15 protein-coding genes and 1 riboswitch are annotated in these 15,675 nt (G+C 71.3%); of the genes, 10 read left to right on the top strand and 5 right to left on the bottom strand.

Translation table 11 applies throughout. The features are described from left to right. Positions 1–34: 34 nt before the first annotated feature. Both ACWD1Z_RS17210 and ACWD1Z_RS17205 read left to right on the top strand, forming a co-directional pair. Positions 35–823, top strand: coding sequence for a carbon-nitrogen hydrolase family protein (locus ACWD1Z_RS17210; RefSeq protein ID WP_451119461.1), 789 nt, complete (start codon positions 35–37; stop codon positions 821–823). A gap of 47 nt (positions 824–870) precedes the next feature. Further along, positions 871–2,586, top strand: a complete 1,716-nt coding sequence (locus ACWD1Z_RS17205; protein WP_451119460.1) for a flavin monoamine oxidase family protein — start codon at positions 871–873, stop codon at positions 2,584–2,586. A 10-nt stretch (positions 2,587–2,596) separates the two neighbouring features. On the opposite strand, the gene ACWD1Z_RS17200 is transcribed toward ACWD1Z_RS17205, so the two are convergent. Continuing rightward, positions 2,597–3,283 carry a DUF5995 family protein gene (locus ACWD1Z_RS17200; protein WP_451119459.1) on the bottom strand — a complete coding sequence of 229 codons (687 nt, stop codon included), beginning with the start codon at positions 3,281–3,283 and terminating at the stop codon, positions 2,597–2,599. Between the two features lie 167 nt (positions 3,284–3,450). Here ACWD1Z_RS17200 and ACWD1Z_RS17195 point away from each other — a divergent pair, with 167 nt between their 5' ends. Further along, positions 3,451–4,587 carry a glycoside hydrolase family 6 protein gene (locus ACWD1Z_RS17195; RefSeq protein ID WP_451119704.1) on the top strand — a complete coding sequence of 379 codons (1,137 nt, stop codon included), beginning with the start codon at positions 3,451–3,453 and terminating at the stop codon, positions 4,585–4,587. Between the two features lie 37 nt (positions 4,588–4,624). Here the strand turns inward: ACWD1Z_RS17195 and ACWD1Z_RS17190 are convergent, their stop codons facing one another. Both ACWD1Z_RS17190 and ACWD1Z_RS17185 read right to left on the bottom strand, forming a co-directional pair. Then, complete coding sequence (locus tag ACWD1Z_RS17190) at positions 4,625–4,999, bottom strand: Pr6Pr family membrane protein (RefSeq protein ID WP_451119702.1); 375 nt, start codon at positions 4,997–4,999, stop codon at positions 4,625–4,627. A gap of 193 nt (positions 5,000–5,192) precedes the next feature. Then, a complete protein-coding gene (locus tag ACWD1Z_RS17185; RefSeq protein ID WP_451119457.1) occupies positions 5,193–6,404 on the bottom strand; it encodes an MFS transporter in 1,212 nt (403 codons plus the stop codon). Between the two features lie 116 nt (positions 6,405–6,520). On the opposite strand from ACWD1Z_RS17185, the gene ACWD1Z_RS17180 reads away from it, so the two are divergent. Continuing rightward, positions 6,521–7,711 (top strand): ROK family transcriptional regulator, encoded by a 1,191-nt coding sequence (locus tag ACWD1Z_RS17180; protein ID WP_451119455.1) that lies wholly within the window; start codon positions 6,521–6,523, stop codon positions 7,709–7,711. 97 nt (positions 7,712–7,808) lie between these two features. On the opposite strand, the gene ACWD1Z_RS17175 is transcribed toward ACWD1Z_RS17180, so the two are convergent. Both ACWD1Z_RS17175 and ACWD1Z_RS17170 read right to left on the bottom strand, forming a co-directional pair. Continuing rightward, on the bottom strand, positions 7,809–8,552 hold the full coding sequence (locus ACWD1Z_RS17175) for an SDR family oxidoreductase (protein WP_451119453.1): 744 nt from the start codon (positions 8,550–8,552) through the stop codon (positions 7,809–7,811). An 89-nt stretch (positions 8,553–8,641) separates the two neighbouring features. Beyond that, complete coding sequence (locus tag ACWD1Z_RS17170; protein ID WP_451119451.1) at positions 8,642–10,987, bottom strand: chitinase C-terminal domain-containing protein; 2,346 nt, start codon at positions 10,985–10,987, stop codon at positions 8,642–8,644. Positions 10,988–11,161: 174 nt separating this feature from the next. Beyond that, a riboswitch (FMN riboswitch) is annotated at positions 11,162–11,292 on the top strand. Positions 11,293–11,443: 151 nt separating this feature from the next. On the opposite strand from ACWD1Z_RS17170, the gene ACWD1Z_RS17165 reads away from it, so the two are divergent. Genes ACWD1Z_RS17165 through hisG form a run of 6 tightly spaced genes read left to right on the top strand, consistent with a single transcriptional unit; the run spans position 11,444 to position 15,672 of the window. After that, the gene (locus ACWD1Z_RS17165; protein WP_451119449.1) at positions 11,444–12,037 is read left to right on the top strand and encodes a riboflavin synthase; all 594 of its coding nucleotides are present in this window, start codon (positions 11,444–11,446) and stop codon (positions 12,035–12,037) included. After that, on the top strand, positions 12,034–12,675 hold the full coding sequence (locus ACWD1Z_RS17160) for a nicotinamide mononucleotide transporter family protein (protein ID WP_389420663.1): 642 nt from the start codon (positions 12,034–12,036) through the stop codon (positions 12,673–12,675). Before ACWD1Z_RS17165 ends, ACWD1Z_RS17160 begins: the two co-directional genes overlap by 4 nt. After that, the gene (locus tag ACWD1Z_RS17155) at positions 12,672–13,961 is read left to right on the top strand and encodes a bifunctional 3,4-dihydroxy-2-butanone-4-phosphate synthase/GTP cyclohydrolase II (RefSeq protein WP_451119447.1); all 1,290 of its coding nucleotides are present in this window, start codon (positions 12,672–12,674) and stop codon (positions 13,959–13,961) included. The genes ACWD1Z_RS17160 and ACWD1Z_RS17155 overlap by 4 nt, the downstream gene beginning before the upstream one ends. Before the next feature lie 22 nt (positions 13,962–13,983). Next, complete coding sequence (ribH, locus tag ACWD1Z_RS17150) at positions 13,984–14,469, top strand: 6,7-dimethyl-8-ribityllumazine synthase (RefSeq protein ID WP_451119445.1); 486 nt, start codon at positions 13,984–13,986, stop codon at positions 14,467–14,469. 34 nt (positions 14,470–14,503) lie between these two features. After that, the gene (locus ACWD1Z_RS17145; protein WP_186285040.1) at positions 14,504–14,776 is read left to right on the top strand and encodes a phosphoribosyl-ATP diphosphatase; all 273 of its coding nucleotides are present in this window, start codon (positions 14,504–14,506) and stop codon (positions 14,774–14,776) included. A gap of 47 nt (positions 14,777–14,823) precedes the next feature. After that, positions 14,824–15,672: an ATP phosphoribosyltransferase gene (gene hisG / locus ACWD1Z_RS17140; protein WP_389420660.1), complete on the top strand. Its 849-nt coding sequence runs from the start codon at positions 14,824–14,826 to the stop codon at positions 15,670–15,672. Positions 15,673–15,675: the final 3 nt, after the last annotated feature.

Raw genomic sequence — 15,675 nt, 5'->3', positions numbered from 1 at the left:
CCTTGAACCCCCTTCCGCCCGGTGAGGATCACGCATGCGCACCGCCCTGCTCCAGAGCTCCGGCCGCCCCGGTTCGGTCGCCGAGAACCTCAAGGTGCTCGACGAGGCCGCGGGCCGTGCCGCCGCGGCGGGCGCCGGGCTGCTCATCGCACCGGAGATGTTCCTGACCGGGTACGCGATCGGCGACGAGATCGCGCGGCTCGCCGAGCCCGCCGACGGGGACAGCGCGGACGCCGTCGCGGAGATCGCCTCGCGGCACGCTCTCGCCCTCGCCTACGGCTACCCGGAGCGCGACGGCGGGACCGTGTACAACTCCGCGCAGCTGATCTCCGCCGACGGCACCCGGCAGGCCAACTACCGCAAGACCCACCTCTTCGGCTGCTTCGAGCGCGACCACTTCACGCCGGGGGAGCGGCAGGTGGTGCAGGCGGAGCTCAACGGCCTGCGCGTCGGCATCCTGATCTGCTACGACGTCGAGTTCCCGGAGAACGTGCGCGCCCACGCCCTGGCCGGCACCGACCTGCTGGTGGTGCCCACGGCGCAGATGCACCCCTTCCAGTTCGTCGCCGAGTCGATGATCCCGGTGCGTGCCTTCGAGAACCAGATGTACGTCGCCTACGTCAACCGGGCCGGTCGGGAAGGGGAGTTCGAGTTCATCGGCCTCTCCGCCCTGGCCGGTCCCGACGGCGTCGCCCGCGCCCGCGCCGGACGCGGTGAGGAGCTGGTGTTCGCCGACACCGACCCCGCGTTCCTCGCCGCCGCCCGCGAGGCCAACCCGTACCTGAAGGACCGCCGCCCCGGCCTCTACGGGTCCCTCGTCTGAATCTCCCCCTCCCAGCTTTCTCAGCTTTCGCAAGGAGTCCGTACCCCATGACGTCCACGGTGCCCACCGCCGTCCAGCACGCCGACGAGCAGCAGCCGCCGATCACCATGTTCGGGCCGGACTTCCCGTACGCGTACGACGACTTCCTCGCCCACCCCGCCGGCCTCGGCCAGATACCCGCGACCGAGCACGGCACCGAGGTCGCGGTGATCGGCGGCGGTCTGTCCGGCATCGTGGCCGCCTACGAGCTGATGAAGATGGGCCTGAAGCCCGTCGTCTACGAGGCCGACCAGATCGGTGGCCGGCTGCGCACCGTCGGCTTCGACGGCCCGGGCACCGAAGGCCTCACGGCCGAGATGGGCGCGATGCGCTTCCCGCCCTCCTCCACCGCCCTCCAGCACTACATCGACCTGGTGGGCCTGGAGACCCGGCCCTTCCCCAACCCCCTGGCCGAGTCCACCCCTTCGACGGTGGTCGACCTCAAGGGCGAGTCGCACTACGCCGAGACCGTCGACGACCTGCCCCAGGTGTACCGGGACGTCGCCGCGGCCTGGAACAAGTGCCTCGAAGAGGGCGCCGACTTCTCCGACATGAACCGCGCGATGCGCGAGCGGGACGTCCCGCGCATCCGCGAGATCTGGGCGCAGCTCGTCGAGAAGCTCGACAACCAGACCTTCTACGGCTTCCTCTGCGACTCGGAGGCCTTCAAGTCCTTCCGGCACCGCGAGATCTTCGGCCAGGTCGGCTTCGGCACCGGCGGCTGGGACACCGACTTCCCCAACTCCATCCTGGAGATCCTGCGCGTCGTCTACACCGAGGCCGACGACCACCACCGCGGCATCGTCGGCGGCTCCCAGCAGCTGCCGCTGCGCCTGTGGGAGCGCGAGCCGGAGAAGATCGTGCACTGGCCCCACGGCACCTCGCTGGCGAGCCTGCACGACGACGGCGCGCCCCGACCGGCGGTGACCCGCCTGCACCGCACCGCGGGCAACCGGATCACGGTGACCGACGCCGACGGCGACATCCGCACCTACCAGGCCGCGATCTTCACCGCCCAGTCCTGGATGCTGCTCTCCAAGATCGCCTGCGACGACTCGCTCTTCCCGATCGACCACTGGACCGCCATCGAGCGCACCCACTACATGGAGAGCTCCAAGCTGTTCGTGCCCGTGGACCGGCCGTTCTGGCTGGACAAGGCCGTCGACGACAGGGGAAACCCGACCGGCCGGGACGTCATGTCGATGACGCTCACCGACCGGATGACGCGCGGGACGTACCTGCTCGACGACGGTCCGGACAAGCCGGCCGTCATCTGCCTCTCCTACACCTGGTGCGACGACAGCCTGAAGTGGCTGCCGCTGTCCGCGAACGAGCGGATGGAGGTCATGCTGAAGTCGCTCGGCGAGATCTACCCGAAGGTCGACATCCGCAAGCACATCATCGGCAACCCGGTGACCGTGTCCTGGGAGAACGAGCCCTACTTCATGGGCGCGTTCAAGGCCAACCTGCCCGGCCACTACCGCTACCAGCGGCGCCTGTTCACGCACTTCATGCAGGACCGGCTGCCCGAGGACAAGCGGGGCATCTTCCTCGCCGGCGACGACATCTCCTGGACGGCCGGCTGGGCCGAGGGCGCGATCCAGACCGCGCTGAACGCGGTGTGGGGCGTCATGCACCACTTCGGCGGCGAGACCGACGCCACCAACCCCGGGCCGGGCGACGTGTACGACGAGATCGCCCCGGTGGAGCTGCCGGAGGACTGACCGCCCGGGGTCAGTCCGGCAGGGGGGTGAGCAGCATGCGGCCCGCGAACCCCACCGCCGCGTCCAGCCGCTCGGTGAACTCCCCGGCCAGCTCGGGGAGTCGGCGCAGCGCCCACAGCGCCCGGGCCGCCGACCAGGTGGCGTCCCGGGCCCGCTCCAGGCTCCACGAGCCGAGCAGATGCGTGAGCGGATCGGCGATCTGGAGCAGGTCCGGGCCCGGCATCAGATCCTCGCGGATGCGCTCCTCCAGCGAGACGAGGAGATCGCCCACCCGATCGAACTCGTCCTCCAGATCGGTGGGTTCGCAGCCGAGGGTACGACAGGCGTCCACGACGGCGAGCGCAAGATCGTGGCCGATGTGCGCATTGATGCCCGCCAGCGCGAACTGCAGCGGTCGTACGCCGGGATGGCGGCGGAACTGGAACAGCGGCCGCCAGCAGGCGGGCGGGCGGCGCTCGTCGGCGGCCGTGCCGACCGCCGCGAGATAGCGCTCCGCGAACCGCACGTCCAGCGTGATCGCGGCCCTTGGATCCGCGAAGTGGCCCGCGTCGATCCGCCGGTCCACCGCCTCGGTCACCGCCAGGTAGACACGGTTGAAGACGGCCACGCCGTCCCGGGCGGGCAGGGCCGCGTCCAGGGCGCGCATCCGCGAGACGACCGCGTCTACGGGGGTGGTGAGTTGTTCGCATTGCGCCATGGGGGCAGAGTCGCAGCTTTAGGGTGGCGGGAGGGTCGGCGGGCGCGATCCTTCCCCAGAACGGGGGAACGCGCCCGCCACGGGGGGAGTGAGCAGTGGCAGGGCAACGTGCCCGGCGTCTGGCCGCGCGCAGGTCGGTGCGGCGACGGTCCGCACGGCGGGGCGCCATGGTCGTGGCGGCCTCCGTCGTGGTCGCCATCGGTACCGCGGCCGGGATGATCTCGGCGCTGGAGGAGGAGGGCGGCTCCGACGAGGCCCGCCCCGAGGTGACGCACTCGCCGCGTCTGCAGTCGCTGCCCGTGCGGCCGCCGGTGTCCGCGTCGCCCAGCGCGTCGCCCTCCGCCACACCCTCGCCGACGAAGAAGACGAAGAAGAAGGCGGCGAGCCCCACCCCCTCGCCCACGAGGACCGAGCCCGAGCGGCGCACGGCCGTCGCGTCCACCCGGCTGTACCGGCACCCCGAGTCCCAAGTGCTGGACTGGGTGCGGGAGAACACCGGCGATCCGCGGCACGGCGTCATACAGTCCCGGATCGCCGCCCAGCCGGCCGCGGTGTGGTTCGCCGACTTCACCCCGGACACCATCACCGCCCGGGTCCGCGCGGTCACCTCCGGCGGCGCCGCCCTCGGCCGGGTGCCCATCGTGGTGGCGTACGCGATACCCGACCGCGACTGCGGAGGGGCCAGCCAGGGCGGGGCGCCGGACCTCGACGCCTACGACGACTGGATCGACCGCTTCGCCGCGGGGCTCGGCTCCGGCGAAGTCATCGTCGTCCTGGAACCCGACTCCGTCGCCCAGGCCGAATGCCTCTCCGGCGGCCAACGCGCCGACCGCTTCGCCTCGTTGGCCCGTGCGGGGCGCGTCCTGAAGGAGGCCAACCCCAGAGCCCGCGTCTACTACGACGCCGGCCACTCCGGCTGGCACGCCCCCGCCAAACAGGCGGGCTGGCTGAAGCAGGCCGGAGCCGCCTCACCCGCCTCCTCCGACGGCATCTTCAGCAACGTCTCCAACTTCCACACCACGGCCGACGAGAGCGCCTACGACCGACAGGTCCTCGACGCCCTCGGCGGCCCCGCCTCGCTCGGCGCCGTGATCGACACCAGCCGCAACGGCAACGGCGCCCCCGCCGACGGCGAGTGGTGCGACCCGGCGGGACGGAAGATCGGCCGGGCGCCCACCCTGAGCACGGGAGAGGCACGGATCGACGCCTACCTGTGGGTCAAGCTGCCGGGGGAGTCCGACGGCTGCAAGGGGACGCCGGGCACGTTCAGCGCCTCGTACGCCTACGACTTGGCCTCGCCGTAGGAGGACATGCCCTCGTCCGGGAGCGGCTGCCGGGTCTTCAGGTGGGCCGGGGCGAACGAGCGAGGAGGCGGTCGATCCACCGCAGGGCCAGCGCGAGCACCGCGCCGATCGCCAGCACCACGGCGACGTTCCGCAACGCCACCGGGTAACCGACGGCACCGACGTCGAGGAACGGGTACGGGTACCAGCCTGTCGTCGCCCCGCGCACCAGGGTGTATCCGATCCAGCCCAGCGGCCAGGCGAACGACCACGCGAGCGTGGGCCAGTCCGTCTGCCCCCGCGGGCCGAACACCAGCCAGCCCAGGAACGTCGCCGGCGGTGCCACGTAATGGAACGCGATCGTGCACCAGAGCGCGGCGCCCGACAGGAGAACGATCTGGGTCGTCAGCGCCGCGATGATCACCGCGGCCAGAGCGCCGTGCCAGACCCTCGACGCCGTCAGATACCCGGCACTGGTCGCGCAGCCCGCGCCGGACGAAGCCCCACAGCGACCGTCTGATCCGGTTTGCCCCTTTGGTTCCGCCAGGCAAGTACACCACCCTCCCCGCCTGCGCCCCGATGGCAGCGCGATGGCCCGTCGGCGGGCGGGAACAGCACAGTTGCTGTCAGGGCCGGGGGTCGGGTACGGCCGTGTCCGGGTGGCTGATCCGGGTGGGCTTGCGTTCCGCGGTGCGCAGGACGCCCGCGAAGCCGGCGAGGCCGGTCGACAACAGCGTCACCAGGGCGAACGACACCACCAGGCTGGTCAGCTGGGCCAGTCCACCGATCGCGCTGGGCGCGACCAGGCCCGAGGTGTACGTGATGGTCGCGACGCCCGCGATGGCCTGGCTGGGGTTGGGGCCACTGCGGCCCGCCGCCGCGAAGCACAGCGGCACGACCACCGCGATACCGAGCCCCATCAGCGCGAACCCGGTCATCGCCACGGCGGGATGGTCCGCCAGGACGATCAGCAGACCGCCGAAGGTGGCGAGGACACCGCCGGAGCGGACGGTGCGCACGGCGCCGTACCGGTCCACCACCTTGTCGCCCGCGATCCGGGCGATGGCCATGGTGAGCGTGAATCCCGTGGTGCACGCGGCGGCGAGCCCGGCCGAACTGCCCAGCTCGTCGCGGAGGTAGACGGCCGACCAGTCCAGGCTCGCGCCTTCCGCGAACACCGCGCAGAACCCGACCGCGCCGATGAGCAGCGCCGAGCGCGGCGGCAGCGCGAACCGGGGCGGCGGTTCCTCGTCCTGGGCGGGCTGGAGGTCGAGCACCCAGGTGCACGCGACCACTCCGGAGACGGTCAGGACGGCCGCCGCCAGCGCGTGGTGCACCCGGGCGTCCGTGCCGAGGTGCGCGGCGAGCGTGCCGCCGAGCGAGCCGAGGACCGCGCCCGCGCTCCACATGCCGTGCAGCCCGGACATGATCGACCGGCCCAGGCGGTTCTCCACCTCGACGCCGAGCGCGTTCATCGCCACGTCGGCCATGCCCGCCGTGGCGCCGAAGACGAACAGGGCGAGGCAGAGGGTGAGCAGACTCGGGGCGAGGGACGGCAGCACCAGGGCGAGCGTCCACAGCGCCATCAGCGCGCGCAGGGCGGTGCGGGCGCCGAAGCGGTGGGTGATGCTGCCGGCGAGCGGCATCGCCACCGAGGCACCGAGCGCGGGGAAGGCCAGGGCCAGCCCCAACTGGCCCGCGCTCACCGACGCGTGGTCCTGGATCCACGGCACCCGGGTCGCGAACGACCCGGCCACGGCTCCGTGCACGGTGAAGACCGCGGCCACGGCATAGCGCGCCCGCTTCACCTCGCGTCCGTCGTAGACCCCGTCACTCATGCTCAGGCCCCTCCCTGTGGCTGCCGATGCCGTAAACTATCAGGAAGCCTGCCTGATAGATAGGGGATTACATGGCCGCGCCCCGCACGGCCCCGCCGATCTGGAAGGATCCCGGCATGTCCGCATCCCCCAGCACCGCCCGGGCCATCAACGACCGGCTCGCCCTGCGCCTGCTCCAGCAGGAGGGCCCCCTCACGGCGGGGCGGCTGAAAGAGCTGACCGGACTGTCCCGGCCGAGCGTCGCCGACCTCGTCGACCGCCTCACCGCCGCCGGCCTGATCGAGGTCGTGGGGGAGTCGGGGGAGCAGCGCCGCGGCCCCAACGCCAAGGTGTACGGCATCGTCGCCGCCCGGGCCCATCTCGCGGCCCTCGACGTGCGCACCGAGGGCGTCGCGGTGGCCGTGTCCGACCTGGTCGGCGTGGTGCTGGCGGAGGCGTCGGCGCCGATCGACGGCGGCGTCGGCACGGGCCCCGCGGTCGAGCAGGCGGTGGCCCTGGTGGAGCGGGCGGTGAAGGAGGCCGGCGTGGACCGGCCGCACACGGTGGGCATCGGCACGCCGGGCCTGATCGACCCGGCGACGGGCGAACTGCGCAGCTCCACAGGGCTGCCGGAGTGGCACCGGCGTCTGGTGGCGGCGCTTCAGGAGCGGCTTCCCGAGGCGCGGGTCAGCGTCGAGAACGAGACGAACATGGCGGCGCTGGCCGAGCAACGGGACGGCGCCGCGGCGGACCGCGACACCTTCGTCCTGCTCTGGCTGGGCATGGGCGTGGGCGCCGCGGTGGTGCTGGACGGCGTGCTGCGCCGGGGCGCCTCGGGCGGTACGGGCGAGATCGGCTTCCTGCCGGTGCCGGGCACCACGGGCCTGCCGTCCGCGACGGACTGCGACGGCGGCTTCCACTCGCTGGCGGGGGCCGCCGCGATCGTGGAACTGGCGGCACGGCACGGAGTGACGGCGCCGGAGACGCCGGGCGAACCGCATGCGGCCACGCTGGTCCGCACGGCGGTCCAGGCCGCGGACCTGACGCCCCACGCCGGCTTCCTGGACACCCTCGCCGACCGCCTGGCCCTCGGCGCCGCGGCGGTCATCTCGGTCCTGGACCCCGGCTGCGTGGTCCTGGGGGGTGAGATCGGCCGGGCGGGCGGGGCGGAGCTGGCCGCCCGGGTCCAGGACCGCCTGGTCCGCATGTCGCCGCTGCTCACGGAGGTGCGGGCGAGCACCCTGGGCGGGGCGGCGGTGCTGAGGGGCGCGCTGCTGACGGCACGCGACCGGGCCCAGGAGGAGCTGTTCGCTCCACCGGCCCGTTAGAACGGCTCAGCGGCTCAGCGGCTCAGCGGCTCAGCGGCACAACGGCTCGGCGCGCAGCGGCTCAACGGCTCAGATCCGCTCAACGGCTCTGATCCCCTCAGCGCCCGAACCGCACCGCCAGATACTCCTCGAAGGTCCCCGTCCCCACCGCCCGTTCCGGTGCCAGATGCCCGCCCGCCCGGAAGGCCCGGTACGCCTTGCCCGCCAGGGGGACGCTCACCACCCGGCGCTTTCGGCCCGTCGCCTGCAGATACGCGCGGGCCAGGGAGTCGAACGGCCGTACCTCCGGGCCCGCCATGTCCGGGACCCGTCCCGCGGGAGCGGCCAGTGCCAGTTCGACCAGACGGTCCGCCACCTCGGCCACGTCGACCGGCTGGTCCCGCACCCCGGCCGGCACCAGCATCACCGGAGGCTTGGCCAGCATCCCGAACACCTGCGCCAGCAAGTCGTGGAACTGCGTGGCCCGCAGGATCGTCCAGCCGAGGCCCGACTCCTCGATCAGCTTCTCCACCGCGAGCTTGCTCCGGTAGTAGCCGAACGGCACCCGGTCGACCCCGACGATCGAGATGTAGGCGAGGTGTCCCACCCCGGCCCCGCGCGCCGCCGCGATCAGCTGCGCCGCCGCCTTCTCGTCCCCACCGCGCGGCGTGCTCGCGCAGTGCACGATCGCGTCCACGCCCGACACGGCCGCGTCGAGGACGGGCCCGCCCTCGCGCAGGTCCACGCCGTACGGCTGCGCGTGCCTGCTGAGCACCCGCACCTCGTGCCCGTCCGCCACCAGCCGCTCCGCGACGAGCCGGCCGAGGGTTCCGGTACCGCCGGTCACCAGGATCGTTGTCATGTCCGGCATCCTGCCAGAGCAGGAGGTTGAAGGCCCGGCGGCGGGCAAGGGCCGTCGTCACCGCCGCCGGGCCGGTCCGAGCGCGGGGCTCAGCAGGCGCCGAGGTCCTGCCACACACCCCATTCACCGGTGGTCCCGGGCTCCTCGCCCTTCGTCCACCACTTCGCCTTCCACGAGTGCCCCTTGTGCGCGACCTGACTACCGCCGCCGTACTCCGTGGTGGAGTTCCAGCCGGGCGCGGTGCAGGCACCGGGCGTCGGCGTCGGCGTCGGCGTGGGAGTCGGGTTCGTCGGGTCCGGGCCGGGCCCGGTGCCCGATCCCGGTTCCACCAGCGTGGTGCCGCGGGCCAGGTCGCCGGCGAGGGCGTACGTCGTCCCGCTGATGTTCACCGTCCAGTTCCACGGCGTGGACACCGGCAGGTAGTAGTTGAACGACAGCTCCACCGACGCGCCCGGCGCCAGCGACTGCCAGCCCGGCAGCTTCAGCGAGACCCGGTGGAAGTCGCCCTTCAGCCCGCCCACGTTGGAGCCGGTGTGGTCGCTGCTGATCACCTTCGTGCCGAAGCCCGACTGGTCGGAGGCGTTGCCCGGAGCGGCGGTCGCGTAGTCGAACTGGAACTCCGTACCGCCCGGCAGCGTCGACTTGGTGCGGTTGGTGATCTTCACCTTGGGCGTGATCGGGTAGTTGGAGTCACCGAGCTTGAACTCCCCGAACTCCACGCCGATGTCGACGGCCTTCGTGGGCAGCGCCTTGTTCGAGACCCGCGCGCCGTACGGGGAGGCGGACTTGAACTTCTCGTACATCGCGGTCGTCAGCGTCGACCCCGGCTCGTACTGGCCCTTCGCCGCGTTCCAGCGGTAGTCCCCGGCCAGCTCCCACACCATCGTGCCGCCGATGCCGTTGCGGACGACGTAGTCGGCCTTGGCGTTCACCGACTGCTCGTCCTCGGTGGACAGGAACACCTTCTTCTCGGCGTTCCACAGCCACGGCGCCACCAGCGTGGAGTCGTACTTGCGGGCGTAGGCGCCGGTCAGCTTCGTGTCCGCGGGGAAGCCGTACTTGGTGACGTAGTCGCCGACGACGCCCTTCTCCAGGTTCTTGGCGTGCCACATCGGGTTCGAACCCGCGGGTGACTCCTTGCCGTTGGTGTCGAGGTCGTGCCAGAGGTTGTCGATCCCGGTGGCCCCGTCACCGCACTTGGTCAGCCCGGACCCGGCGGGGCAGTTCGTGGACGGAGCCTTGCCCCACAGCCCGTCGGTCCCGCCGGTGACGTTCTTGAACCCCCGGGTGTAGTAGGGGAGTCCGATGTTGATGCGTCCGGCCGGCATCGAACCGCGGAAGTAGTGGTACGCCCAGTCGGTGTTCAGATAGCCGATGCCGCCGTACTGGGAGGCCGAGTACACGCCCGCGGCGGCCAGTTCGGTGTCCTTGCCGTCGTCGAAGAGCGAGGCGTTCGGGCCGACGTACTCGTTCCAGGCGCCATGCAGGTCGTACGACATGATGTTGACGTAGTCCAGGTACTTCTGGACCTGGAAGGTCTCCATGCCGCGCAGCAGGTAGCCGGAGGAGGGCGCCGCGACCGTGAGCAGATAGTGCTTGCCGTCCGCCGCGCCCGCCCGGTCGAGCTTCTCGCGCAGGGTCTTCATCAGGACCGCGTAGCCCTTGACCAGACCGGCCCTGCGGGCGTTGGCGAGGGACCAGTCGAGCGGGTTGCCCGCGTCCTTCATGGTCGTGGGGTACTCGTAGTCGATGTCGACGCCGTTGAAGCCGTACTTCCTGATGAAGTCCACGGCGGACGTCGCGAAGGTGTCGATGCCCGCCTGATTGACCGAGCCGTCGGCGTTGGTGGCCATCGAGTAGAAGCCGCCCGAGTTCACCCGCGTGCCGTCGGCCGCGAAGTAGCCGCCGGTCTCGGCCCAGCCGCCCACCGAGATCAGCGTCTTGACGTTCGGGTGCTGCTTCTTGAACTTGTTCAGCAGGTTGAAGTGGCCCTTGTAGGAGAAACCGGGGTCCATCTCCGCCCTGCTCACCCCCGGCCAGGTCATCCCGGTCGCCGGGTTGGCCGCGCCGTCCGCGCCGACCGAGAGCTTGTTCGCGCCGTCGACGTGCGCGAACGCGTAGTTGAGGTGGGTGACCTTGTCCCACGGGATGTCCGGGGCGAGGTAGGCGGGGGTGCCGTCCTTGCCGGTGCGCCAGCCGGTGAAGTAGCCGATCACCCGGCGCTGGTGGTCGGCGCCCATCTTCTCCCGGCCCTCGGCGTCGTAGACCGAGCAGTAGGGGACGTCGGCGCCGGGCGTCTTGTAGAGGCCGTCGGGGCGGCAGGACTCCTGGTCGGCGGCGTGCGAGGCGGTGGCCGGGAGCCCGGCGAGCACCAGGCCGGCGACCGTGGCCGCCGCGGCGAACAGGGCGGGTCTCGCTCGGTTGCGTGACAGCAAGTCGGTTCCTCTCCACGGAAGTTGCGCAGACCCTAGGGAGGACTAGACCAATGAGTCAATAGGTATGGACCAATTCGGATCGGAGAAGTCCGGCCGGGCCGCCTGTGAGCCACCCCACAACCGTCACCCGCATGGACGTCGTCGCGGCGTGGCAGACTGGCCCTGTACCAGAAGCAGCGCACTCCGGGGTCGGTGAAAGTCCGAACCGGCGGTTACAGTCCGCGACCCGGTCGCCTCCAGCGACCGGTTGACCAGGTGAAATTCCTGGACCGACGGTTAAAGTCCGGATGGGAGGCAGTGCGCGGCGGGCGGGCATTCGTGCGCGCCGCCGATATGAGCTCGTCCTTTGTGGACGGGTTTTTTCCGGCGTCGCTCCCGGTGTCGTCGTCCGCGGTCTCTGTCGTTCTGCGACAGCCCCCGGAGTCCGTGCCCCGATGTGGCAGGAGGACCCGGGACGTGTTCACCGGAATCGTCGAAGAGCTGGGCGAGATCACCGCCGTCGAGAACCTCGGCGACGCCTGCCGCTTCCGTCTGCGCGGCCCCGTCGTCACCGACGGCGCCCAGCACGGTGACTCCATCGCGGTCAACGGCGTCTGCCTCACGGTCGTGGACCACGAGGGCGACGAGTTCACCGCCGACGTGATGGCAGAGACCCTGAACCGCTCCAGCCTGGGCGCCCTCGACGTCGGCTCCCGCGTCAACCTGGAGCGCCCCACCGCGGTCGGCGCCCGGCTCGGCGGGCACATCGTGCAGGGCCACGTCGACGGCACCGGCGAAGTGCTGGAGCGCAAGCCCTCCGAGCACTGGGAGATCATCAGGATCTCGCTCCCCGGTGACCTCACCCGGTACGTCGTGGAGAAGGGCTCGATCACCGTCGACGGCATCAGCCTCACCGTCGTCGACGCGGGCCCCGACTACTTCACCGTCAGCCTCATCCCCACCACCCTCGCCCTGACCACGCTCGGCCTCAAGCAGCCCGGCGACCCGGTCAACCTCGAGGTCGACGTCATCGCCAAGTACGTCGAGCGCCTCCTCGGAGCGGCCAAGTGAACTGGCTCAACTCCGAGGCCTTCGTCCTGTTCGGCCAGCACATCATCTGGTCGGACATGGTCGGCAACATCCTGGGCCTGATCACCCTCGCCCTCGGCTTCCGGCGCTCCCTGTGGACCTGGCCGGTGCAGTTCCTCTCCGGCCTCGTCCTCTTCGGCGCCTTCTACGGCCATCTGACCGGCAGCGCCGGCAAGCAGGTCGTCGTCATGGCCGTCGCGCTGTACGGCTGGTGGCAGTGGAACCGCGGCACCGCCCGGGCCGCGGACGGCAAGGTCGCCGTCCGCTTCGCCACCTGGACCGAGCGCGCCGTGATGGCCGCCGCGGCCGCCGCCGGCACCGTCGGGGTGGCCCTGCTCTTCAAGGCGTACCCGAGCCTGTCCTGGGACCCTTGGCCGGACGCCTACATCTTCGTCGGCACCATCGTCGCGATGTACGCCCAGGCCCGCGGCATGGTCGAGTTCTGGTTCGCCTGGCTCCTCGTCGACCTCGTCGGCGTCCCGCTGAACTTCGCGAACGGCTACGCCTTCTCCGGCTTCGTCTACGTCATCTACGGCGCGCTCGTCCTGTGGGGCATGCGCGACTGGTGGCTGCGCTCCCGCAGGGACACGCGGCCCGTCCTGGAAGGAGCGCCCGCATGAGCAGGGTCCCTGTCCTGTACAGCAGCGACAACATCGAGAACTGGTCGCTCGACCCGGTCGAGCAGGCCATCGCCGACATCGCGGCCGGCCGCCCGGTCGTGGTCGTCGACGACGAGGACCGGGAGAACGAGGGCGACCTCGTCATCGCCGCCGAGAAGGCGACCCCCGAGATCGTCGCGTTCATGATGAGCGAGTGCCGCGGTCTGATCTGCGCCCCCATGGAGGGCGAGGAGCTGGACCGGCTGCGCATCCCCCAGATGGTCGAGAACAACACCGAGTCCATGAAGACCGCGTTCACCGTCTCCGTGGACGCATCGGGCGCCCACGGGGTGACCACCGGCATCTCGGCCGCGGACCGCGCCACCACGCTCCAGCTGCTCGCGAGCGGCGAGGCCGCAGCCGACGACTTCGTCCGGCCCGGCCACGTCTTCCCGCTGCGCGCCAAGCCCGGCGGCGTCCTGGCCCGCGACGGCCACACCGAGGCCGCCGTCGACCTGGCCCGCCTCGCGGGCCTGCGCCCGGCCGGCGCCATCGTCGAGATCGCCGGCGAGGACGGCCGGATGCTCCGCCTGCCCGAGCTGATCCCCTTCGCCCGCAAGCACGGCCTGACGATCATCTCCATCGAGGACCTGATCGCCTACCGCCGCTCCGCCGAGCCCACCGTCTGCCGCGAGGCCGAGGTCCACCTGCCGACCTCGCACGGCACCTTCACGGCGTACGGTTACCGCTCCACCGTCGACGGCGTCGAGCACGTCGCCCTGGTGCACGGCGCGATCGGCGACGGCGAGGACGTGGTGGTCCGCGTCCACTCCGAGTGCCTCACCGGCGATGTCTTCGGCTCCCTGCGCTGCGACTGCGGCCCCCAGCTGGACGCGGCCCTGGACCGCATCCAGAGCGAGGGCCGGGGCGTCGTGGTCTATCTGCGCGGCCACGAGGGACGCGGCATCGGCCTGCTGTCCAAGCTGCGCGCCTACGAGCTCCAGGAGCGCGGCCGCGACACCCTGGACGCCAACCTGGAACTCGGGCTGCCCGCCGACGCGCGGGACTACGCGGCCGGGGCCCAGATCCTGGCCGACCTAGGCGTGCGCAGCGTCCGGCTGATGACCAACAATCCCGACAAGACCGACGCGCTCGTCCGGCACGGCATCAAGGTCACCGACCGGGAGCCGATGCCCGTCACCGCGGGCGAGCACAACCTCCGGTACCTGCGCACCAAGCGGGACCGGATGGGACACGACCTGCCCTGGCTGGAGGCGGCCCCCGTCTCCGCGTGCGGCAACCAGTAAGCAAGGGACACCGAGGAGAGACGTGAGCGGCAAGGGTGCACCGGAACTGTCCGTACAGGGCGTCGGCGATCTGCGGGTCGCCGTCATCGCGGCGCAGTGGCACGAGAAGGTGATGGACGGCCTGGTGGACGGCGCCCTGCGCGCCCTGCACGACCTCGGCATCGACGAGCCGACCCTGCTCAGGGTCCCCGGCAGCTGGGAGCTCCCGGTCGTCGCCAAGGTCCTCGCGGGCCGCGGCTACGACGCCGTCGTCGCGCTCGGCGTCGTCATCCGGGGCGGCACCCCGCACTTCGAGTACGTCTGCCAGGGCGTCACCCAGGGCCTCACCCAGGTCTCCGTGGACACCGGCGTCCCCATCGGCTTCGGCGTCCTCACCTGCGACACCGAGGAGCAGGCCCTGGACCGGGCCGGGCTGACCGGCTCCAGCGAGGACAAGGGGCACGAGGCGGTGACCGCGGCGGTCGCGACCGCGGCCACGCTGCGTTCAGTATCCGAACCCTGGCGCTGACGAACCGGGTGCGTGGCATAGGCTGAGCGTCACCATGTCCAAGAAGACGTTCGAGGAGCTCTTCACCGAGCTCCAGCACAAGGCCGCCAACGGCGATCCCGCCACGTCCCGCACCGCGGAACTGGTCGAAAAGGGTGTCCACGCCATCGGCAAGAAGGTCGTCGAAGAGGCCGCCGAGGTGTGGATGGCCGCCGAGTACGAGGGCAAGGACGCGGCCGCCGAGGAGATCTCGCAGCTGCTGTACCACGTCCAGGTGATGATGGTCGCGCGCGGGATCTCCCTCGACGACGTCTACGCCCACCTCTGAGCCGCTGCCGCACCCCCCGTACATCTCACGCAAAGGAAGCCGACCTCATGCTGCGCATCGCCGTCCCCAACAAGGGTTCCCTGTCAGGCCCTGCGGCGGAGATGCTGCATGAGGCCGGCTACCAGCAGCGCCGCGAGTCCAAGGAACTGCGCATCGTCGACCCGGAGAACGAGGTCGAGTTCTTCTACCTCCGCCCCCGCGACATCGCGATCTACGTCTCCTCGGGCCGCCTCGACATCGGCATCACCGGCCGTGACCTGCTGATCGACTCCGCCGCCGACGCCGAGGTGATCCTCCCGCTCGGCTTCGCCCGCTCCACCTTCCGCTTCGCCGCCAAGCCCGGCACCGCGCAGGACGTCCAGGACCTGAAGGGCAGGACGGTCGCCACCTCCTACGAGGGCATCGTCGAGGGATACCTCGCCGACCAGGGCGTCGACGCCTCCGTCGTCCACCTCGACGGCGCCGTCGAGACGGCCATCGAACTCGGGGTCGCCGAGGTCATCGCCGACGTCGTCGAGACCGGCACCTCGCTGCGCAACGCGGGCCTGGAGGTCTTCGGCGAACCGATCATGAAGTCCGAGGCCGTCGTGATCCGCCGTACCGGCGCCGACGCCGAGGACCCCAAGGTGCAGCAGTTCCTGCGCCGCCTCCAGGGCGTCCTGGTGGCCCGGACGTACGTGATGATGGACTACGACTGCCGCGTCGAGCAGCTGGAGAAGGCCGTCGCCCTCACGCCCGGCCTGGAGTCCCCGACCGTCTCCCCGCTGCACAACGAGGGCTGGGTCGCCGTCCGGGCGATGGTCCCCGCCAAGGAGGCCCAGCGCATCATGGACGACCTGTACGACATCGGCGCGCGGGCCATCCTCACCACGGCCATCCACGCCTGCCGCCTCTGAGAG

This window comes from Streptomyces sp. NPDC002784 (assembly GCF_053592135.1).
Note: the sequence above shows the minus strand (reverse complement) of the source record. Positions and strands in the feature narration are given on the sequence as shown.

Bases quoted from the DNA above. Each gene is read 5' to 3' on its own strand.
- ACWD1Z_RS17175 (WP_451119453.1), bottom strand. From the start codon at position 8,552: ATGACAACGATCCTGGTGACCGGCGGTACCGGAACCCTCGGCCGGCTC.
- ACWD1Z_RS17185 (WP_451119457.1), bottom strand. From the start codon at position 6,404: ATGAGTGACGGGGTCTACGACGGACGCGAGGTGAAGCGGGCGCGCTAT.
- ACWD1Z_RS17210 (WP_451119461.1), top strand. From the start codon at position 35: ATGCGCACCGCCCTGCTCCAGAGCTCCGGCCGCCCCGGTTCGGTCGCC.
- ACWD1Z_RS17145 (WP_186285040.1), top strand. From the start codon at position 14,504: ATGTCCAAGAAGACGTTCGAGGAGCTCTTCACCGAGCTCCAGCACAAG.
- ACWD1Z_RS17205 (WP_451119460.1), top strand. From the start codon at position 871: ATGACGTCCACGGTGCCCACCGCCGTCCAGCACGCCGACGAGCAGCAG.
- ACWD1Z_RS17155 (WP_451119447.1), top strand. From the start codon at position 12,672: ATGAGCAGGGTCCCTGTCCTGTACAGCAGCGACAACATCGAGAACTGG.
- ACWD1Z_RS17180 (WP_451119455.1), top strand. From the start codon at position 6,521: ATGTCCGCATCCCCCAGCACCGCCCGGGCCATCAACGACCGGCTCGCC.
- ACWD1Z_RS17200 (WP_451119459.1), bottom strand. From the start codon at position 3,283: ATGGCGCAATGCGAACAACTCACCACCCCCGTAGACGCGGTCGTCTCG.
- ACWD1Z_RS17195 (WP_451119704.1), top strand. From the start codon at position 3,451: ATGGTCGTGGCGGCCTCCGTCGTGGTCGCCATCGGTACCGCGGCCGGG.
- hisG (WP_389420660.1), top strand. From the start codon at position 14,824: ATGCTGCGCATCGCCGTCCCCAACAAGGGTTCCCTGTCAGGCCCTGCG.